The 16,892-nt window shown below is 51.9% G+C and carries 11 protein-coding genes, 1 tRNA gene and 3 pseudogenes; 10 read left to right on the forward strand and 5 right to left on the reverse strand.

What is annotated here, in order from left to right; translation table 11 throughout:
* Positions 1–58: 58 nt before the first annotated feature.
* From icd to folD, 4 genes are all read left to right on the forward strand, one after another.
* Positions 59–1,315, forward strand: a complete 1,257-nt coding sequence (icd, locus tag CXB77_RS07735; RefSeq protein WP_105073503.1) for an NADP-dependent isocitrate dehydrogenase — start codon at positions 59–61, stop codon at positions 1,313–1,315.
* 71 nt (positions 1,316–1,386) lie between these two features.
* Entirely contained in the window at positions 1,387–1,710 is a 324-nt protein-coding gene (gene clpS / locus CXB77_RS07740; RefSeq protein ID WP_105073426.1) for an ATP-dependent Clp protease adapter ClpS, read from the forward strand.
* A 63-nt stretch (positions 1,711–1,773) separates the two neighbouring features.
* Positions 1,774–4,041 carry an ATP-dependent Clp protease ATP-binding subunit ClpA gene (gene clpA / locus CXB77_RS07745; protein ID WP_105073427.1) on the forward strand — a complete coding sequence of 756 codons (2,268 nt, stop codon included), beginning with the start codon at positions 1,774–1,776 and terminating at the stop codon, positions 4,039–4,041.
* A gap of 27 nt (positions 4,042–4,068) precedes the next feature.
* Entirely contained in the window at positions 4,069–4,923 is an 855-nt protein-coding gene (gene folD / locus CXB77_RS07750; protein WP_105073428.1) for a bifunctional methylenetetrahydrofolate dehydrogenase/methenyltetrahydrofolate cyclohydrolase FolD, read from the forward strand.
* 384 nt (positions 4,924–5,307) lie between these two features.
* Here the strand turns inward: folD and CXB77_RS07755 are convergent.
* Positions 5,308–5,382 (reverse strand) — tRNA-Glu (locus tag CXB77_RS07755).
* Between the two features lie 97 nt (positions 5,383–5,479).
* Here CXB77_RS07755 and pcnB point away from each other — a divergent pair.
* From pcnB to CXB77_RS07775, 4 genes and pseudogenes are all read left to right on the forward strand, one after another.
* Positions 5,480–6,804, forward strand: a pseudogene (gene pcnB, locus CXB77_RS07760) (polynucleotide adenylyltransferase PcnB).
* Positions 6,805–6,825: 21 nt separating this feature from the next.
* Positions 6,826–7,629, forward strand: coding sequence for a 3-methyl-2-oxobutanoate hydroxymethyltransferase (panB, locus tag CXB77_RS07765; RefSeq protein ID WP_105073429.1), 804 nt, complete (start codon positions 6,826–6,828; stop codon positions 7,627–7,629).
* Between the two features lie 21 nt (positions 7,630–7,650).
* Positions 7,651–8,496, forward strand: a complete 846-nt coding sequence (gene panC / locus CXB77_RS07770; RefSeq protein ID WP_105073430.1) for a pantoate--beta-alanine ligase — start codon at positions 7,651–7,653, stop codon at positions 8,494–8,496.
* Between the two features lie 47 nt (positions 8,497–8,543).
* Positions 8,544–8,987, forward strand: coding sequence for a hypothetical protein (locus tag CXB77_RS07775; RefSeq protein WP_105073504.1), 444 nt, complete (start codon positions 8,544–8,546; stop codon positions 8,985–8,987).
* Positions 8,988–9,076: 89 nt separating this feature from the next.
* Here the strand turns inward: CXB77_RS07775 and CXB77_RS07780 are convergent, their stop codons facing one another.
* The 3 genes from CXB77_RS07780 to CXB77_RS07790 are packed head-to-tail and all read right to left on the reverse strand — an operon-like array spanning position 9,077 to position 12,669.
* Positions 9,077–9,907 carry a glycosyltransferase gene (locus CXB77_RS07780; RefSeq protein WP_242445544.1) on the reverse strand — a complete coding sequence of 277 codons (831 nt, stop codon included), beginning with the start codon at positions 9,905–9,907 and terminating at the stop codon, positions 9,077–9,079.
* A 3-nt stretch (positions 9,908–9,910) separates the two neighbouring features.
* The gene (locus CXB77_RS07785) at positions 9,911–11,191 is read right to left on the reverse strand and encodes a glycosyltransferase (protein WP_105073431.1); all 1,281 of its coding nucleotides are present in this window, start codon (positions 11,189–11,191) and stop codon (positions 9,911–9,913) included.
* On the reverse strand, positions 11,188–12,669 hold the full coding sequence (locus CXB77_RS07790) for a hybrid sensor histidine kinase/response regulator (protein ID WP_105073432.1): 1,482 nt from the start codon (positions 12,667–12,669) through the stop codon (positions 11,188–11,190). The genes CXB77_RS07785 and CXB77_RS07790 overlap by 4 nt, the downstream gene beginning before the upstream one ends.
* 576 nt (positions 12,670–13,245) lie before the next feature.
* Here CXB77_RS07790 and CXB77_RS07795 point away from each other — a divergent pair.
* Together CXB77_RS07795 and CXB77_RS07800 are read left to right on the forward strand one after the other, a co-directional pair.
* Positions 13,246–13,560, forward strand: a complete 315-nt coding sequence (locus CXB77_RS07795) for a hypothetical protein (RefSeq protein ID WP_105073433.1) — start codon at positions 13,246–13,248, stop codon at positions 13,558–13,560.
* A gap of 197 nt (positions 13,561–13,757) precedes the next feature.
* Positions 13,758–15,802: pseudogene (locus tag CXB77_RS07800) on the forward strand (sodium-translocating pyrophosphatase).
* A 65-nt stretch (positions 15,803–15,867) separates the two neighbouring features.
* Here the strand turns inward: CXB77_RS07800 and CXB77_RS07805 are convergent.
* Positions 15,868–16,854, reverse strand: a pseudogene (locus tag CXB77_RS07805) (serine/threonine protein kinase).
* Positions 16,855–16,892 lie beyond the last annotated feature (38 nt).

Raw genomic sequence — 16,892 nt, forward strand, 5'->3', positions numbered from 1 at the left:
GCAAGGCTTAAACTCAGTGATAGGATGCTTGCTTTATGACGATCCTGAGAAGTGCGTGATGGCCTACGACAAGATTCAAATTCCCGCCGCTGGCGAGACCATTCAGGTCAATGCTGATTTATCGCTCAACGTCCCGAATCAACCCATTATTCCGTTTATCGAAGGTGACGGCATCGGCATCGACATCACACCGGTGATGCGCGACGTGGTCGATGCAGCGGTTGCCAAAGCCTATGGCGGTTCGCGCCAGATTCAGTGGATGGAAATCTACGCGGGTGAAAAATCCACCCAAATCTACGGCGCGGATGTGTGGCTGCCAGCGGAAACACTCGCGGCAGTGAAGGATTTTGTGGTGTCGATTAAAGGTCCGTTGACCACGCCAGTCGGTGGCGGCATTCGGTCGCTCAACGTCACGCTGCGCCAAGAGCTTGATTTATATGTGTGTCTGCGCCCGATACGCTATTTCACCGGCACACCCAGCCCAGTGAAAGCGCCAGAACACACCGACATGGTGATTTTCCGCGAGAATTCCGAAGACATTTACGCTGGCATTGAATGGGCAGAAGGCACGCCAGCCGCCAAGAAAATCATCGACTTTCTGTGCAATGAAATGGGCGTGACCAAGATTCGTTTCCCGGAAAGTTCGGGCATCGGCATCAAACCTGTCTCGCGTGATGGCACCGAGCGGCTGGTGCGCAAAGCGATTCAGTACGCGATTGATAATGAGCGCCCGTCGGTGACTTTGGTGCACAAGGGCAACATTATGAAATTCACCGAGGGCGCGTTTAAGCAGTGGGGCTACGATTTGGCGAAAGCCGAATTCGGCGCAGTGGAGATTGACGGCGGTCCGTGGTGCAGTTTTAAGAGCCCGAAAACCGGCGCGGAAATTGTCGTGAAAGACGTGATTGCTGATGCGTTTTTGCAACAGATTTTGCTGCGCCCGAAAGATTACTCCGTGATTGCGACGCTCAATCTCAACGGCGATTATATTTCCGATGCGCTGGCCGCGCAGGTTGGCGGCATTGGCATGGCGCCGGGCGCGAATCTGTCCGATTCCATCGCAATGTTTGAGGCGACGCACGGCACTGCGCCCAAATACGCGGGCAAAGATCAAGTCAATCCCAGTTCATTGATTTTGTCGGCAGAAATGATGCTGCGGCATCTCGGCTGGCTTGAAGCAGCAGATTTGATTATCAAGGGAGTTGAAGGCGCAATTGCCGCAAAAACCGTCACTTACGATTTGGAGCGGTTAATGGACGGCGCAACCAAACTGAGCTGTTCCGGCTTTGGCGCGGCAGTCATTGCGCAGATGTAATTCACCGACGGCGGCATTCGTCGCCGTCATGTCATCGATTCATTTGAATGAGCGCATTGTGCGGAAGACGAATGACTCACCATCGACCCAAGGACACGCATCACCCCGAACTGACCGTGCAGGCAGCGCGTCCCAAATTACGGCGACCGCCTTTATTTAAGGTACTGTTGTTAAACGACGATTACACCCCCATGGAATTCGTAGTGCTGGTTTTAGAGCGTTTTTTCGGCATGAACCACGAGAACGCCACGCAAATCATGCTGCATGTTCATCAACGTGGCGTCGGGGTCTGCGGCGTTTTCCCCAAAGACATCGCCGAAACCAAGGTGTCACGGGTCAACGATTACGCCCGCAGTCATCAGCACCCGCTGATGTGCACAATGGAAGAAGCCTAACGACGGGAAAACCGTCGCTGGGCGACCAACTGATTTCCCATTCACCTCGCTTGGAACAGGCCGATGTTGAGCAAAGACCTTGAATTCACGCTAAACCGAGCCTTCAAGGAGGCTCGCGCCAAACACCACGAGTACATGACCGTGGAACACATGTTGCTGTCTTTGCTGGATAATCCAGCGGCAGCGAAGGTGCTCCAAGCCTGCGGGCTGGACGCAGAACGGTTGCGCAAAGACATCACGGCGTTTATTGACGAAACCACGCCGCTGATTCCGTCTAAAGACACCAGCCGCGATACCCAGCCGACGCTCGGTTTTCAGCGGGTGCTCCAACGCGCTGTGTTTCATGTGCAATCAGCGGGTAAAAAAGAAGTCACCGGTGCTAATGTGCTGGTTGCGCTATTTAGCGAACAGGATTCACAAGCAGTTTTCCTGCTGAATCAACAGAATATAACGCGGCTTGATGTCATCAATTACATTTCTCATGGCATTTCCAAAGTGCCCGGCGAAAATCAGGACGATGAAACGCCGCCCGACAGCGACGACGCAGCTCCTGAAGAGAAAGACAATAGTCCCAGTCCGCTTGATCGTTTTGCTTCTAATCTCAATGAGTTAGCGCGACAAGGGCGCATTGATCCGCTGATCGGACGCGCCAGCGAAGTGGAACGCACCATTCAGATTCTGTGTCGGCGGCGCAAAAATAATCCGCTGTACGTCGGCGAGGCTGGCGTCGGTAAAACTGCGATTGCCGAAGGGCTGGCGAAGATGATCGTGGACGAGCAGGTGCCCGAAGTGTTGAGCGATGCGGTGATTTACGCGCTCGATCTCGGCGGCTTGGTCGCTGGCACCAAATATCGCGGCGATTTTGAAAAGCGGCTCAAAATGGTGCTGGCGCAGCTCAAACGCCTGCCCCACGCCATTCTTTTCATTGACGAAATTCACACCGTGATTGGCGCAGGCTCGGCATCTGGTGGCGTGATGGACGCCTCAAATCTAATTAAGCCAGTGCTGGCATCCGGCGATTTGCGCTGCATCGGTTCGACGACTTATCAGGAATATCGCGGCATTTTCGAGAAGGATCGGGCGTTGGCGCGGCGTTTCCAGAAAATTGATGTAGAAGAACCGTCGGTCGAGGAAACGGTGGAAATTCTCAAGGGACTGAAATCACGTTTTGAACAACATCATCAGGTGAGCTACACCCAGCCCGCGCTGCGTGCTGCCGCCGAATTATCCAACCGTTACATCAATGATCGCCATTTGCCGGATAAGGCGATTGATGTGATCGACGAGGCTGGGGCGCATGTGCAATTGAAAAGCCCGTCCAAACGCAAAAAGCGCATCGACGTTGCCGATGTAGAAGCGATTGTGGCGAAGATGGCGCGGATTCCGTCGAAGCGCGTGTCGGTGTCCGATACCGAATCGCTCAAAAATCTGGATCGTGACCTCAAGCTGGTGGTGTACGGACAAGACCCCGCGATTGACGCGCTCACTGCTGCGATTCGCATGAATCGCTCCGGGCTGGGCAACGACGGCAAACCGATTGGCTCGTTCCTGTTTACCGGTCCGACCGGCGTCGGCAAAACCGAAGTCACGCGCCAGCTCGCCCGTATTCTCGGCATGGAATTATTGCGTTTTGACATGTCCGAATACATGGAGCGGCACACCGTGTCGCGGCTGATTGGTGCTCCGCCCGGTTATGTCGGTTTCGATCAAGGCGGATTGCTGACCGAACAAATCAATAAACATCCGCATTCAGTGCTGCTGCTCGACGAAATTGAAAAAGCGCATCCAGACGTATTCAATTTGCTATTGCAAGTCATGGATCACGGAACGCTGACTGACAATAACGGACGCAAAGCAGATTTTCGTAGCGTCGTATTGGTAATGACCACCAATGCTGGCGCAGAAGAAACGGCGCGGCGTTCAATTGGTTTTACCGAACAGGATCATTCAACAGACGGATTGGAAGCACTGAAACGCTATTTCTCACCGGAATTCCGCAATCGCTTGGATACCGTCGTGCAATTCGGATCACTGAATGAAGAAACCATTCGCAGCGTGGTTGATAAGTTTGTATTCGAGTTGGAACAGCAGTTGGAAGAAAAAAAGGTCAGTTTGACGATAGATGTTGATGCGCGACGTTGGATAGCAGTGAAAGGCTACGATCCAAAAATGGGCGCTCGTCCCATGGCGCGAGTGATTCAAAATCACATTAAAAAACCACTGGCGAATGAATTGCTATTTGGTGAATTGGTTGCTGGCGGCATGGTGCACGTTACCGTTGAATCTGACGCGCTGGCATTTATGATTAACGGCGAATCACGCTCGTTGTAATTGCGAATTGTTTTTAGAGATTAATCCATGACTGCACAAATTCTTGATGGCAAAGCCATTGCTGCCGAAATCCGCACCGATATTCGCCATCACGTTGAAACAATTCGCGCTTCTGGTGGGCGAGCACCGGGTTTAGCAGTGATTTTAGTCGGTGATAATTCCGCGTCACAGGTGTATGTGCGCAATAAACGAGCAGCCTGCGCCGAGGTTGGTTTTCATTCCGAATTGTGCGAATTACCCGAAACCGCCAGCCAAACTGAATTGCTTGATTTAATTGATCGACTCAACGCTGATCCACTGATTGATGGGATTTTGGTGCAATTGCCGCTGCCCGCGCAAATGAATGAAGAAGCAGTGATTGAACGCATTTTGCCAACTAAAGATGTTGATGGTTTTCATCCGTATAACGTTGGGCGATTGGTATTGCGAATGCCGCTGCTGCGCCCATGCACACCAAAAGGCGTGATGACCATGCTGGCGCGAACTGGGCGAGAATTGGCGGGATTGGATGCGGTAATCATCGGTCAATCGAACATCGTTGGGCGACCGATGGCGCTGGAACTGCTCGCAGCGCGATGCACTGTTACCATTTGTCACAGTCGCACCAAAGATTTAGCGGAAAAAGTACGGGCAGCAGATGTATTGGTGGCGGCAGTTGGACGGGCGCAATTTGTGCCCGGTGATTGGATAAAAGAAGGCGCAATTGTAATTGATGTCGGTATCAATCGCGGTGCGGATGGCAAATTAGTTGGTGATGTTGATTTTGCGGCTTGCGCGGAACGTGCTGCGTGGATAACGCCAGTGCCCGGTGGTGTTGGCCCAATGACCATTGCTAGCCTATTGGAAAATACGCTACAGGCTGCTGAATTGTTTAAATCTTAAATCTTCAATCATTAAAAAGCCCCGCCATTCGAAGCGGGGCTAAAAACTTATAGTTTATGCGCTTTTTTCGGCAAGTTTACCCATTTATTAAATTTTAAATGCGTCAAATAACTGCAATTTCTTAATGCTTCGCAGTGAGGTATACAGAAAGGAACTCTAAAACTTTTCATGGTGTTGTTGTAGAAATGTGGAATCTTTAATGTTCTGTTAATGTATTTATAATAGTCTATTGCCTCACCTTTTAATGAGTTTTAATTTGTCATTAATAAAATCTACTTTATACTTATCCAAATTAGGATTTTCAATTATCTCCTTATTCCACGCATCATGCGCATTTTAAGATAAAAAAAGGCTTGCATAAAATGCAAGCCTTTTTGTTATGAGTGGCGCTCCCTAGGGGGTTCGAACCCCTGTTGCCGACGTGAGAGGCCAGTGTCCTAACCACTAGACGAAGGGAGCAATAACACAGTGCGGAGTGGCATAATATACACAAGGAATGCCGCTTCACAAGCAGCAACAACGCTTCGAGGTTTGTTTGATAGTACAAATATCGGTCATGCAAGAATCCGACTCCACACTGACAGGCACGACACAACCCGTGATTTTGCCGCGTCCACAACACAACATTTCGCGTACCCACATCAGTGACAACGCGCTGAAGGTGCTCTATCGGCTGCGACAAGAGAATTTTCAGGCGCACCTCGTTGGCGGCGGCGTTCGTGATCTGCTGCTCGGTCACGAACCCAAAGATTTTGATATTGCCACGGATGCCACGCCGGAACAGGTACGGCAGGTTTTTCGCAACTGCCGACTCATTGGGCGACGGTTTCGCCTCGCGCATGTCATTTTGGTCACGACATCATCGAAGTTGCCACTTTTCGCGGGTGCGGTGACGCCACCGATCAACGTAACCGTCAACTCACTAACGGCATGATTGTCCGCGACAATATCTACGGCACAATCGAAGAAGATGCGCTGCGCCGCGATTTCACGATCAACGCGCTTTACTATGATATTAGTGACTTTTCAGTGTTGGATTACGCTGGCGGAATTGCCGATTTGCAACGCGGAGTGCTGCGTCTAATCGGCGATCCTGAGCAACGGTATCGGGAAGACCCCGTGCGAATGCTGCGAGCAGTGCGTTTCGCCTGCAAACTCGGCTTCACTATCGACCCGCCGACGGAACGCCCGTTATTTACTCTCGGTGCGCTACTTGCTGACATTTCGCCAGCACGGTTATTTGACGAGCTGATTAAACTGTTTGAATCTGGCTATGGACTGGAAGTCTTTGAAAAGCTCCGGCATTACCAACTATTCCAGCAACTCTTTCCCGATACTGAAGAATGTCTCGCCCATGAAGAACACGAATTTCCACTGACCTTCGTCAGTCGCGGATTAGCCAGCACTGACCAACGCATTCACGCCAACAAACCAGTCGCCACTGCGTTTTTATTGGCCATTCTGTTATGGGAACCAGTGCGCCAACGCGCCGAGCAATTACAAGCTAATGGACTCGCGCCACTCGATGCGATGTTGTTGGCATCGCACACCGTCTGCCAGCGCCAGCAACATTTAACCGCCATTCCTAAACGCTTTTCCTTGCCGATGCGCGAGATTTGGCTAATGCAATCACGGCTGGAACAACGCGACAGTAAACGTTTATCACGCTTACTCACGCACCCGCGTTTCCGCGCTGCCTATGACTTTCTGCTGTTGCGGGCAGAAGCTGGCGAAGTTGATGCCGAACTCGGTCAATGGTGGACACGCTTTCAAAGCGCCAGCATTCAAGAGCGCGTCAAAATGCTCGACAGCAATGCAAAACGGCGGCGTTCGACGCGGCGGCGCAGTAAATCGCCTGCGCCATTAACCACCGCCCACTGACCACTTTTTTCGGAGCGACTGATGTCTGCCGTGCCGCTGTCTGTCACCACCCTCGCTGCGATGAAAACACGCGGCGAGCGGATTGTTTGCCTCACCTGTTATGACGCCAGCTTTGCGCACCTGCTCGACGCCGCTGGCGTAGACGTGCTGCTCGTCGGCGATTCGCTGGGCATGGTGCTGCAAGGTCATCGCACCACGATTCCGGTCACGATTGAACACATGGTTTATCACACTGCCTGCGTTAACCGAGGTCGATCACAGGCGCTGGTGATTGCGGATTTACCTTTTCTCGCCTGCGCCACGCCAGAACGCGCTGTGGATAACGCAGCGCGACTAATGCAGGAAGGCGGAGCGCAAGTCGTCAAACTGGAAGGTGGCGCAGCATTACTGGACACCGTGCGCCGCTTAACCGAGCAGGGCGTTCCCGTCTGTGCGCATCTAGGATTGCAACCGCAATCGGTGCATCGCCTCGGCGGTTATCGCTTTCAGGGACGCGATCATGCCGCAGCAGAAACGATTCGCCATGACGCGCTGGCGATGCAGGATGCTGGCGCAAGTATGTTGGTGCTCGAATGTGTTCCCGCAGCACTGGCGACTGAAATTAGCCTGACGTTGAGTATTCCCGTGATTGGCATCGGCGCTGGCGCAGGTTGTGACGGTCAAGTATTGGTGCTGCATGATTTACTTGGCTTAAATGCCGGACGTCCGCCGAGTTTCAGCCGCGATTTTCTGCGCGGGCACGATTCCATTGCCGCAGCGATTGCTGCGTATGTCGCTGCGGTACGCGAAGGCAGTTTTCCCGCCGCAAATGAAACGCCGTATTGAATCCACTGCGAGACCCAGCTCATGCGCCATATCACCCAAATTGCTGATTTACGGTCAAAAATCGCCGAATGGCGCAGTGCTGGCGAGCGCATTGCGCTAGTGCCAACGATGGGCAATCTGCATCAAGGGCATTTGGCGCTGGTGCAAGCCGCACAACAACACGCCAATCGCGTGGTCGTCAGCATTTTCGTGAATCCGTTGCAATTCGGCGCGGGCGAAGATTTGGATGCTTATCCGCGCACACTGGAACAGGATCAGCAGCAACTTGCAGCACTTGGCTGCGACGTGCTGTTTGCGCCGCCAGTATCCGAAATGTATCCGCACGGTCAGACTGCGCAAACTCGCGTTGAAGTGCCTGAATTATCGGATATTTTGTGTGGTGCGACTCGCCCTGGACATTTCGTGGGCGTGACGACCGTCGTGTGCAAACTGTTCAACATGGTGCAGCCAGATGTGGCGCTGTTCGGTGAGAAAGATTTTCAGCAACTGCTGATCATTCGGCGCATGGTCGCAGATTTGAATTTACCCATTGATATCATCGGTTTGCCGACAGTGCGCGAAGCCGATGGGCTGGCGCTGAGTTCGCGCAACCGCTATTTGTCAGCAGAAGAACGCCGCCGTGCTCCCGGTCTATATCAAACGCTGTGTTCGGTCAGTCGGGCGCTGCAAACGGGCATGTCAGCAGCGGGATTGGAACAGTTGGCAGTCCCGGCACTTAGTCTGGCTGGTTTGCAACCGGATTATGTTGCAGTACGCGCAGCGGCAACGCTTGCGCCCGCAACGCCCGCCGATGTTGAACTGGTGATTGTGGCAGCGGCATATTTGGGACGCACACGCCTGATTGATAATTTGCGGGTGCGGCGGTGAAAATGACCCGGCTTGACACTACAAAAAAATCACCATTGGAGGTTGCCATGTTGTTCCGTTCATTTCGCCCAGCGTTTTCACTTGCCGCTGTACTCACATTTACCCTTGCTGCGCCAGCCAGTTATGCCTTTGATTTTGGAGACATGATGAATCCAAATCGTTGGATGAATGGCGATAATCGCAACCGGAATGGCGATGCGCCAGCGCCGGTGTATGTGCCACCACCAGCGGGCTACGTTCCGCCAGCACCTCCGCCGTATGTCGCCCCTGCGCCGAATTACTACAATGGCGCACCTGCGGTCGCCCCAACACCAGCAGCAGCGCCATCTTCGGCAGCCGATAAAGCTGAAATTGAGGCGCTGAAACGGCGCATTGAAGAGTTGGAGCGCCAGCAAGCGCAGTCGGTCAAACCTGCCACTCCAGCGCCGGGTGCACCGGCAACTGATTGGTCAACGACTCCGCCCACTTTCCGTCCGCTCGATCAGAAGTAAACACGTTTGAATTTGGGCTGGCATCCGTCAGCCCAATACCAATTAAATACTGGGCTTAATCCGCCTGCGCACGGTTTGATGAAGCGCAATCACTGCGAAATGAACCAATACCAAATAATACGATCCAGCCAATACCCGCGAATAATCCTGCTGTTGAAATTTGCGAAAAAATCGCGCCATTCCCCGATGTTTATGCCATTCACGCGCAATGGACGTTCAGTACTGCAACTGCCTTTATGATGAATAACTGCTGCGTCTGGGATTAAATAAATGCCCCAATTGGCGCGAGCAAAGCGCACACACCAATCCAAATCCTCACAATGTAAAAAGTACCCATCATCAAGTGTTCCAACCTCATTTAATGCAGCGCGGCGCACCAGCATCAATGCTCCAGAAATTGCCGTGACGCGCTGCGGCGCAGTAGGCAATGGCTGCGCAATCAGATTCAGCGTCGCCTGCGGCCACCAGCGTTCCAGCCGTAACACTTTCACGATTCCGATCCACGGATCAGGAATGACGCGACGGCTGGCAACCTGTTCACGTCCATCAGGATCGCGGACGATGCAGCCAATCAAACCAGCATCCGGCGTCGTGTCGAGAAATGTGAGCAGCCGTTCCAATGTGCCGGGCGTCAGCAGACAATCGGGATTGAGAAGCAACAACGCTGGCGCTTTTGCGAACGATAGCAAACGGTTATGCGCAGCAGCGAAGCCAAGATTGCTGCCGTTTTCCCACACGCGCAGCCGCGAATCAATGCCGTGACGGGTGCGAAGTTGGTGGAGACTGTCGTCGTGTGAACCGTTATCGCCGACGAGAATTTCCACCCGCAGCGCAGTGTTGAGCGCCGCCGTGACGCAGTCCGTCAGCAATGTTCCGGCGTTGTAATTGACGATCAAAATGCTGAGTTGCGGAATGAGCAAGATTCATTGGATGCGCACATGAATGAGTTCCTGCAATGCGTGTTGCGCTGCTTCCACGCTAAAGTGTTGTTCCATAACGGTAATTCCGTTAGTTGATAGCCGTTGCCAGCAGGCTTCGTCACGATACAAACGCACAATTGCCGCAGCAAAAGCGATTGCATCATCGGCAATCAGTGCCGATTCGTCGTCAATCAAAAACATGCCTTCCGCAGCGATCTGCGTTGCGACCACCGGCAAACCGTGCGCCAAACTCTGATTGATTTTGCCCTTGACGCCAGCGCCGTAACGCAGCGGCGCAACCGATAAGCGACACTGCGCAAAAAATGGTTGAACATTAGGCACATGTCCGTGAATGCGTACCTGCGCAGAGGCGAGCACCTGAATGTCTGCGGGCGGATTTGCGCCGATCACATGGCAATGCACTTCAGGGATTGCTGCGTGCACCAGCGGCAAAATATCGCGCAGCAGCCAGCGCACGGCATCGGCGTTGGGTAGATGCGAAAAAGCGCCGATAAACAATAGATTGCGTCGTGCTGCAAAGGGCGCAGCACTGCCCGGAATGTGGTGAATATTGGACACGCAGTGCAGTTGCGCTTGCGGACGTTCGGCGCGTAACAGCGCCAGCTCCACCGGACTGACGACCAGCGTCGCGTCGGCTGCATCGACCAGTGCCAGCTCCTGCTGTTTGCGCCATGCGGCGAGCCAACGATTGGCGCGACTGTCGTCAAGGATCGCTTGGCGTTCTTCACGAAGAAAATGCAAGTCCACGGTATCAAAGAGAATTTGTGCGTGTGGACAATGACGGCGCACTTGCGGCATCAACGCCGTTGCGGTATCGGCGCGACTTAAAATCACGAGCGTATAACGATGACCCTGAGCAGCGAGATGTTGCGCCAGCGAGCGGGTCGTGGGGCGCGACAAGCAAATAATGCCATGACGTTGTAATAGCGTGAGACTGGGCGCTGGCGCTTCTAAATTTGCTGCCGCAAAAGTCACTTCAAAATCCAATTTTTGCAGAATTAACAGCAAATGAAATAGCCGTAATGAACCGGAATCTCGATCTGGCGTTGGCATGTAATTATCAACAACGAGTGCGGCAAAATTTCCAGTACTTGCTATTGCAACTGCGGAATGAGCTTGAGAACCTTTTTTGTGTAAAAGTGGAATTTGAACACGCCGCCACAGCTTGCGTATCAATACTGCGCTACCTTCATTTTTGGCGATGCAATACAACCGCAGCAGCACGATAAAAACAGCTAACGCTTGGCGAATAAACCATTTCATAACTGTGCTAACCTAGCGAGTGCTTCTGGATAATCAAAACGTGTAATACAATCAAAAATAATGCTGTAGTCATTACCAAGAATTTTCTGTAATCGTGGTGCTTCGTAGCGCACAAATTCGTTAACTGCCATATCGCCATCACTTAATAATTCGTTAAGATACGCGATAATTTCATTATCATTCTTTACTGCGCTGAGATTAGCGTCGAGGTCTTGCGATGCTGATGTGCTTTCTGGAGATGCTGATATTTCGGTATGAAAAAATGGTTGCGTCATTGCTGGAAATACTGGGGTTTCGCCATAACCAAAACGTGCCGTCATCCAAAAGGTACTACCTTGATTTGGTGCGCTGATTGCGCCAGTATCGCCGCCCATAAGAGATGCTAAATGACGAGTCAATGCAAGTCCTAATCCTGCGCCGCCAAAATGGCGAGTTGTGGAGCTGTCATACTGTTCAAATGGCGTGAATAGTTTGGATAAAAATTTTGGTTCAATACCAATTCCCGTATCTTTGACAGCAAAGCGTATCAATAAGCCGGTTTCGTTTTCTTCCACTACGTTTAAATATAAATGGATACTGCCCTGTGATGTGAATTTAACGGCATTATCTAAATAGTTTAAAAGTGCTTGACGCAATCGTGAAGGATCGCCATAAAGCCAGCACGGAATTTCATCATGTTTAATTTCCAATTGAAGTCCTTTCATGTGCGCTTGATCAGCAATGAGTGCCAGTGCGGATTCAAGCACTTCAAATAAAGCAAAGTTTGTCTTTTTTAACTCTAAATGGCTGCCTTCTGCTTGTGATAAATCCATAATTGATTTTATGATTTTAAGCAATTGATCGGCAGCATTTTTTATCTTTAATAGTCGCTCAAGTTGATGTTCGTTTTTAATTTCGCGTTGCAGCAAATGAATGAGTCCGATAATTGCATTCATTGGCGTGCGAATTTCATGGCTCATATTGGCAAGAAAAGTGGTTTTAGCGCGATTTGCAGTTTCAGCGCGTTCTAATGCGAAAGCGAGTTCCGCAGTGCGCTGCGCTACTAATGTTTCTAAATGCAAACGATGTTGGTCAAGTTCGCGTTGTTGCGCTATGAGCTTGCGCCGCATCATCACTTTATCAATGCCGTTGGTAATAGCGCGTGCTAATGCTTCTGAGGTGATACGGCGCTTTATTAAAAAATCATGGGCACCTAATTTCATGCAGGTGACAGCGAGCGCAGTGTCATTGTGTACGGAAAGAATAATTAAGGCGTAATCTTCAGTGTGTCCATCGCCACGAGTGGCAAAAAAATCTAGTGCATTCATGTCTGGTAAATGATGATCAAGCAATACACAATCGGGTTGAATGTGCGCAGCAAGTGCCAGTCCTGCTTCATTGGATATTACGTCGATAACGATGAATTTACCATTCAAATAACGCTTAAACAACGCGAGGTCTTGCGGATTATTATCAATAATGAGAATGGTTGGAAGCATCAGTTATTCTCTGCATTGCAGGCGGAATCAGCTCTGCGAGGCAGCTGGAAAAATGTTGGCATCATGGAGACATGAAGCTGTCGGTTAAATCCATTCGTGAATGTGCTGCGCATAAATTTTTGAAGTCAATTGGTGTTACGCAGTTGCAGATATAAATCGTTGATTTAGTTATCAGTTGTCAGTGACCACGTTATTTTTACTGATAACTGATAACTTTTTTCAATGGCATCACTGCGTCTTATCATGCGGATAAAAGTGCGTTGCTCGCAAGCTAGCGTGGATCATCGGCAGCGCGTTGTCGTTAACAAACTAGGCGTGACGCAGTTGAAAAAAGTTGGCGGTTGTCAATGAGCAATTAGGAAACACTTCGCGTACTGACAGCTATCAACTGATAAACGCCAACTAAATCAAGATTTTACGCATTTAGCTGCGTCAGTCTCAGAAATAAAATCAACAGGATTTCAAGGCAGTAAATTTCGGTGATAAGATCGAAAGCGCAACCAACCTGTCCGCTGCATCAGGTGTTGGATTGGATCACATTTGTGCCAGCGGAAATTAAACCCGGAGATGTTGAGAATGAAATGTGCAATGTTAATGACGGGCAGCGGCCCGCTCGTGATTTTGACTTCTTATGACTCGCTGGAAAATGCGGATTTGCTGGAGCGTTTAGCGAACAAAGGCATTCCGAAGTTTATGGCGTATGAGATTCCGATGGCGCTGGCAGAAGAGCGTTATGGCGGGCATTTTCGGAAGGTTCTGAATGGCTTCACCGAATCCGACAAGCTGCGGGTGCTTGACCACAATGGGCATCGCGCCTTCAATTTGTTTAAGTTTGAAGAACTTGGCGCACCAACCACGCACGAAGGTTCACCTGAAAATTATCACCATTGAAATGCAGTACAGCACGGGGAGGTGCGGATCAATCCACCAACTCAATGCTTGATGAGGTGTTTTAGAACAGGATGTCAAGTTAAAGTTTTGCGGCGTTTTGGCGACCAATCGGTACGTCTGTTACATATCCTGATGTGACGATAGTCGCCTGATGTGCTCGACTCACACCAATCTAAACCCATGATGGGGGGATATTTATGTCAACAGATGTTGCACTCTGGCTTGCCATTAGTGCTGGCGGACTTGCCGTTTTATATGGTTTAGCCGTTGTCGCGTGGATCACGATGCAGTCCGCTGGTTCAGAACGAATGCAAGAAATCGCGGCAGCGATTCAAGCTGGCGCTCAGGCGTATCTCAATCGTCAATACACCACCATCGCTATTGTCGGTGGCGCACTCTTTCTCATTCTTTGGCCAGCACTTGGTCTTGCAACTGCGGGCGGATTTGCCGTTGGCGCAATTCTCTCCGGTCTCGCTGGCTACATCGGCATGAACGTATCGGTACGTTCCAACGTGCGCACCGCACAAGCAGCCACCATCAGCATTGAGGCAGCGTTAGACGTCGCATTTCGTGGCGGCGCAGTCACCGGCATGTTAGTGGTTGGATTAGGTTTACTCGGTGTGGCTGGCTACTTCGCGTTCCTGCGCAGCACCGGCATTGCTGATGAAACAGCATTACACGCGCTGGTCGGACTGGCGTTCGGCGGTTCACTCATTTCCATTTTCGCTCGGCTCGGCGGTGGCATTTTCACCAAAGGCGCAGACGTGGGCGCGGATTTGGTCGGTAAAGTTGAAGTTGGCATTCCCGAAGATGATCCACGCAACCCAGCGGTCATTGCAGACAACGTGGGCGATAACGTCGGCGACTGCGCGGGCATGGCAGCGGATTTGTTTGAAACCTACGCCGTGACCATCGTCGCCACGATGGTGCTGGGTGGGCTGATGTTCAAAGGCGCAGATGGCGGATTGATTTGAATTACATCCTCTATCCGCTGGTGTTGGGCGCAGTATCCATCGTCGCCTCCATCGTCGGCACTTGGTTCGTCAAGACTTCAGAAGGCGGCAAAATCATGGGCGCGTTGTATCGCGGCATGGCGGTCGCAGGCGGATTGGCGCTGGTCGCGTTTGCCATCGTGAGCGGCATTTTCATGGATCATTTTTTTGCCATGTTTTTCTGCACGGTGGTTGGGCTGGCGCTGACTGCGGCGCTGGTGCTGATTACCGAGTACTACACCGCCACCGAATACGCGCCGGTGCGCTATGTCGCTGAAGCCTCGCAAACGGGACACGCTACCAACGTCATCGCTGGGCTGGCAGTGTCAATGAAATCAACAGCTTTACCGGTGCTTGCGGTGTGTGCCGCAATTTGGGCATCGTATATGGCTGCGGATTTATACGGCATCGCCATTGCTGCAACGGCGATGTTGTCCATGGCGGGAATGATTGTGGCGCTCGACGCTTACGGTCCAATTACCGACAACGCTGGCGGTATTGCGGAAATGTCGGGTTTGCCGAAAGAAGTCCGCCATATCACCGACGCGCTCGATGCAGTCGGCAATACGACGAAAGCTGTCACCAAAGGTTATGCCATTGGTTCGGCAGGACTGGCGGCGCTGGTGCTGTTTGCTGATTACACCCATAACTTGCAGGCAGCGGGCAAATTGGAAGTGTTCAGTTTGTCTGATCCGGCAGTCATCATCGGCCTGTTCATCGGCGGCATGATTCCGTATCTGTTCGGCGCAATGGCAATGGAAGCCGTGGGACGCGCTGCCAGCTCGGTGGTGGTGGAAGTGCGCCGTCAGTTCGCCGAAATTCCCGGCATTATGGAAGGCACAGCGAAACCGGATTATTCACGCGCAGTCGATTTGCTGACGCGTGCAGCAATCAAAGAAATGATCGTGCCCTCGCTGCTGCCGATTCTGGTTCCAGTGGTCGTGGCGTTCGGCATGAACATTTTGATGGGCGACGGCGCGGGCATTCGGGCGCTGGGTGGTTTGCTGATTGGCACGATTGTCACCGGTTTATTCGTGGCGATTTCGATGTGCACCGGCGGCGGCGCGTGGGATAACGCGAAGAAATATGTCGAAGAAGGCAATTACGGCGGCAAGGGTTCGGATGCCCATCACGCCGCAGTCACTGGCGACACCGTCGGCGATCCCTACAAAGACACCGCCGGTCCAGCGATTAACCCGTTGATTAAGATCATCAACATCGTCGCGCTGTTACTGGTTCCGCTGTTGTAGTTCCTGCATGATCTCCGGCGGCTGCATGTGTTGTAACCGCCGGAATTTTCATTGAAAACCTGCTTTCACGCCGACCACAGCGGCCTTCTTCCATCGCCGCAATCTGTTCGCGCAATTGCAAAATGTGGTTTTGCCAAAAGTGCTGGCTGTTAAACCAAGTGAATGCTGCCGGAAATGCTGGGTCTTCCCAGCGGCGAGCGAGCCATGCCGCGTGATGAATGATGCGCAGAGTGCGCAGCGCCTCAATCAGATGCAGCTCCCGCGTGTCAAATTCTTGAAAATCCTCATATCCCGCGAGCACATCCGCCAGTTGACCGCTCATTTCGTGCCGGTCGCCAGACAGCAACATCCATAAATCCTGCACTGCCGGTCCCATCCGCGCATCGTCAAAATCGACGAAATGCGGTCCGGCATCCGTCCACAGCAAATTGCCCAATGACAGTCGCCATGCAGCCGAATCAGTTGCGGCGAGCTGGCGCGGGCATAACAGGCTTGTACGCCGTCCAATGCCTGCGCGATGACGCTGGTATAAGCAGGCAGCAAATCAGCCGGAATCCATTGGTTTTGCAACAGAAAATCCCGCGATTCGTTGCCGAAGCTGGCGCAGTCGAGCGTTGGGCGCTGGGCAAATGGTGCAACCGCACCGATGGCGTGAATGCGCCCGATCAAGCGCCCAATCCATTCGCGCACCTGCGCGTGTTCCAACTCTGGATTGCGTCCGCCACGACGCGGAGTCAGTGAAAAACGATGACCGCCAAACTGGTGCAGCGTGTGACCGGCGAGGCACAACGGCGCAACCGCTGGAATTTCGTGTTCCGCTAAAGTCAAGTGAACGCATGTTCTTCGAGAATCGCCGCGTCGCTCCAGCGTTCTGGGCGATAAAATTTGGCAATGAGCGGCGCAGCATCCTCAATACCGATTTGATAAACGCGGTTTTCATAGCTATTGAGTGCCAATAACCGCCCATCCGTCACCAATCCCAAACTCTCAACTGCATCGAGTACAAGATCGGGAATAAGATTGGCATAAGGTGTTGAATTGATCGTTGGCATTTGGCTGAGTCAAGTTGGTTAAATGTTAATAAAGTTGG

The organism is Chromatium okenii, assembly GCF_002958735.1.
In the GTDB taxonomy this organism is placed as follows: Bacteria; Pseudomonadota; Gammaproteobacteria; order Chromatiales; family Chromatiaceae; genus Chromatium; species Chromatium okenii_A.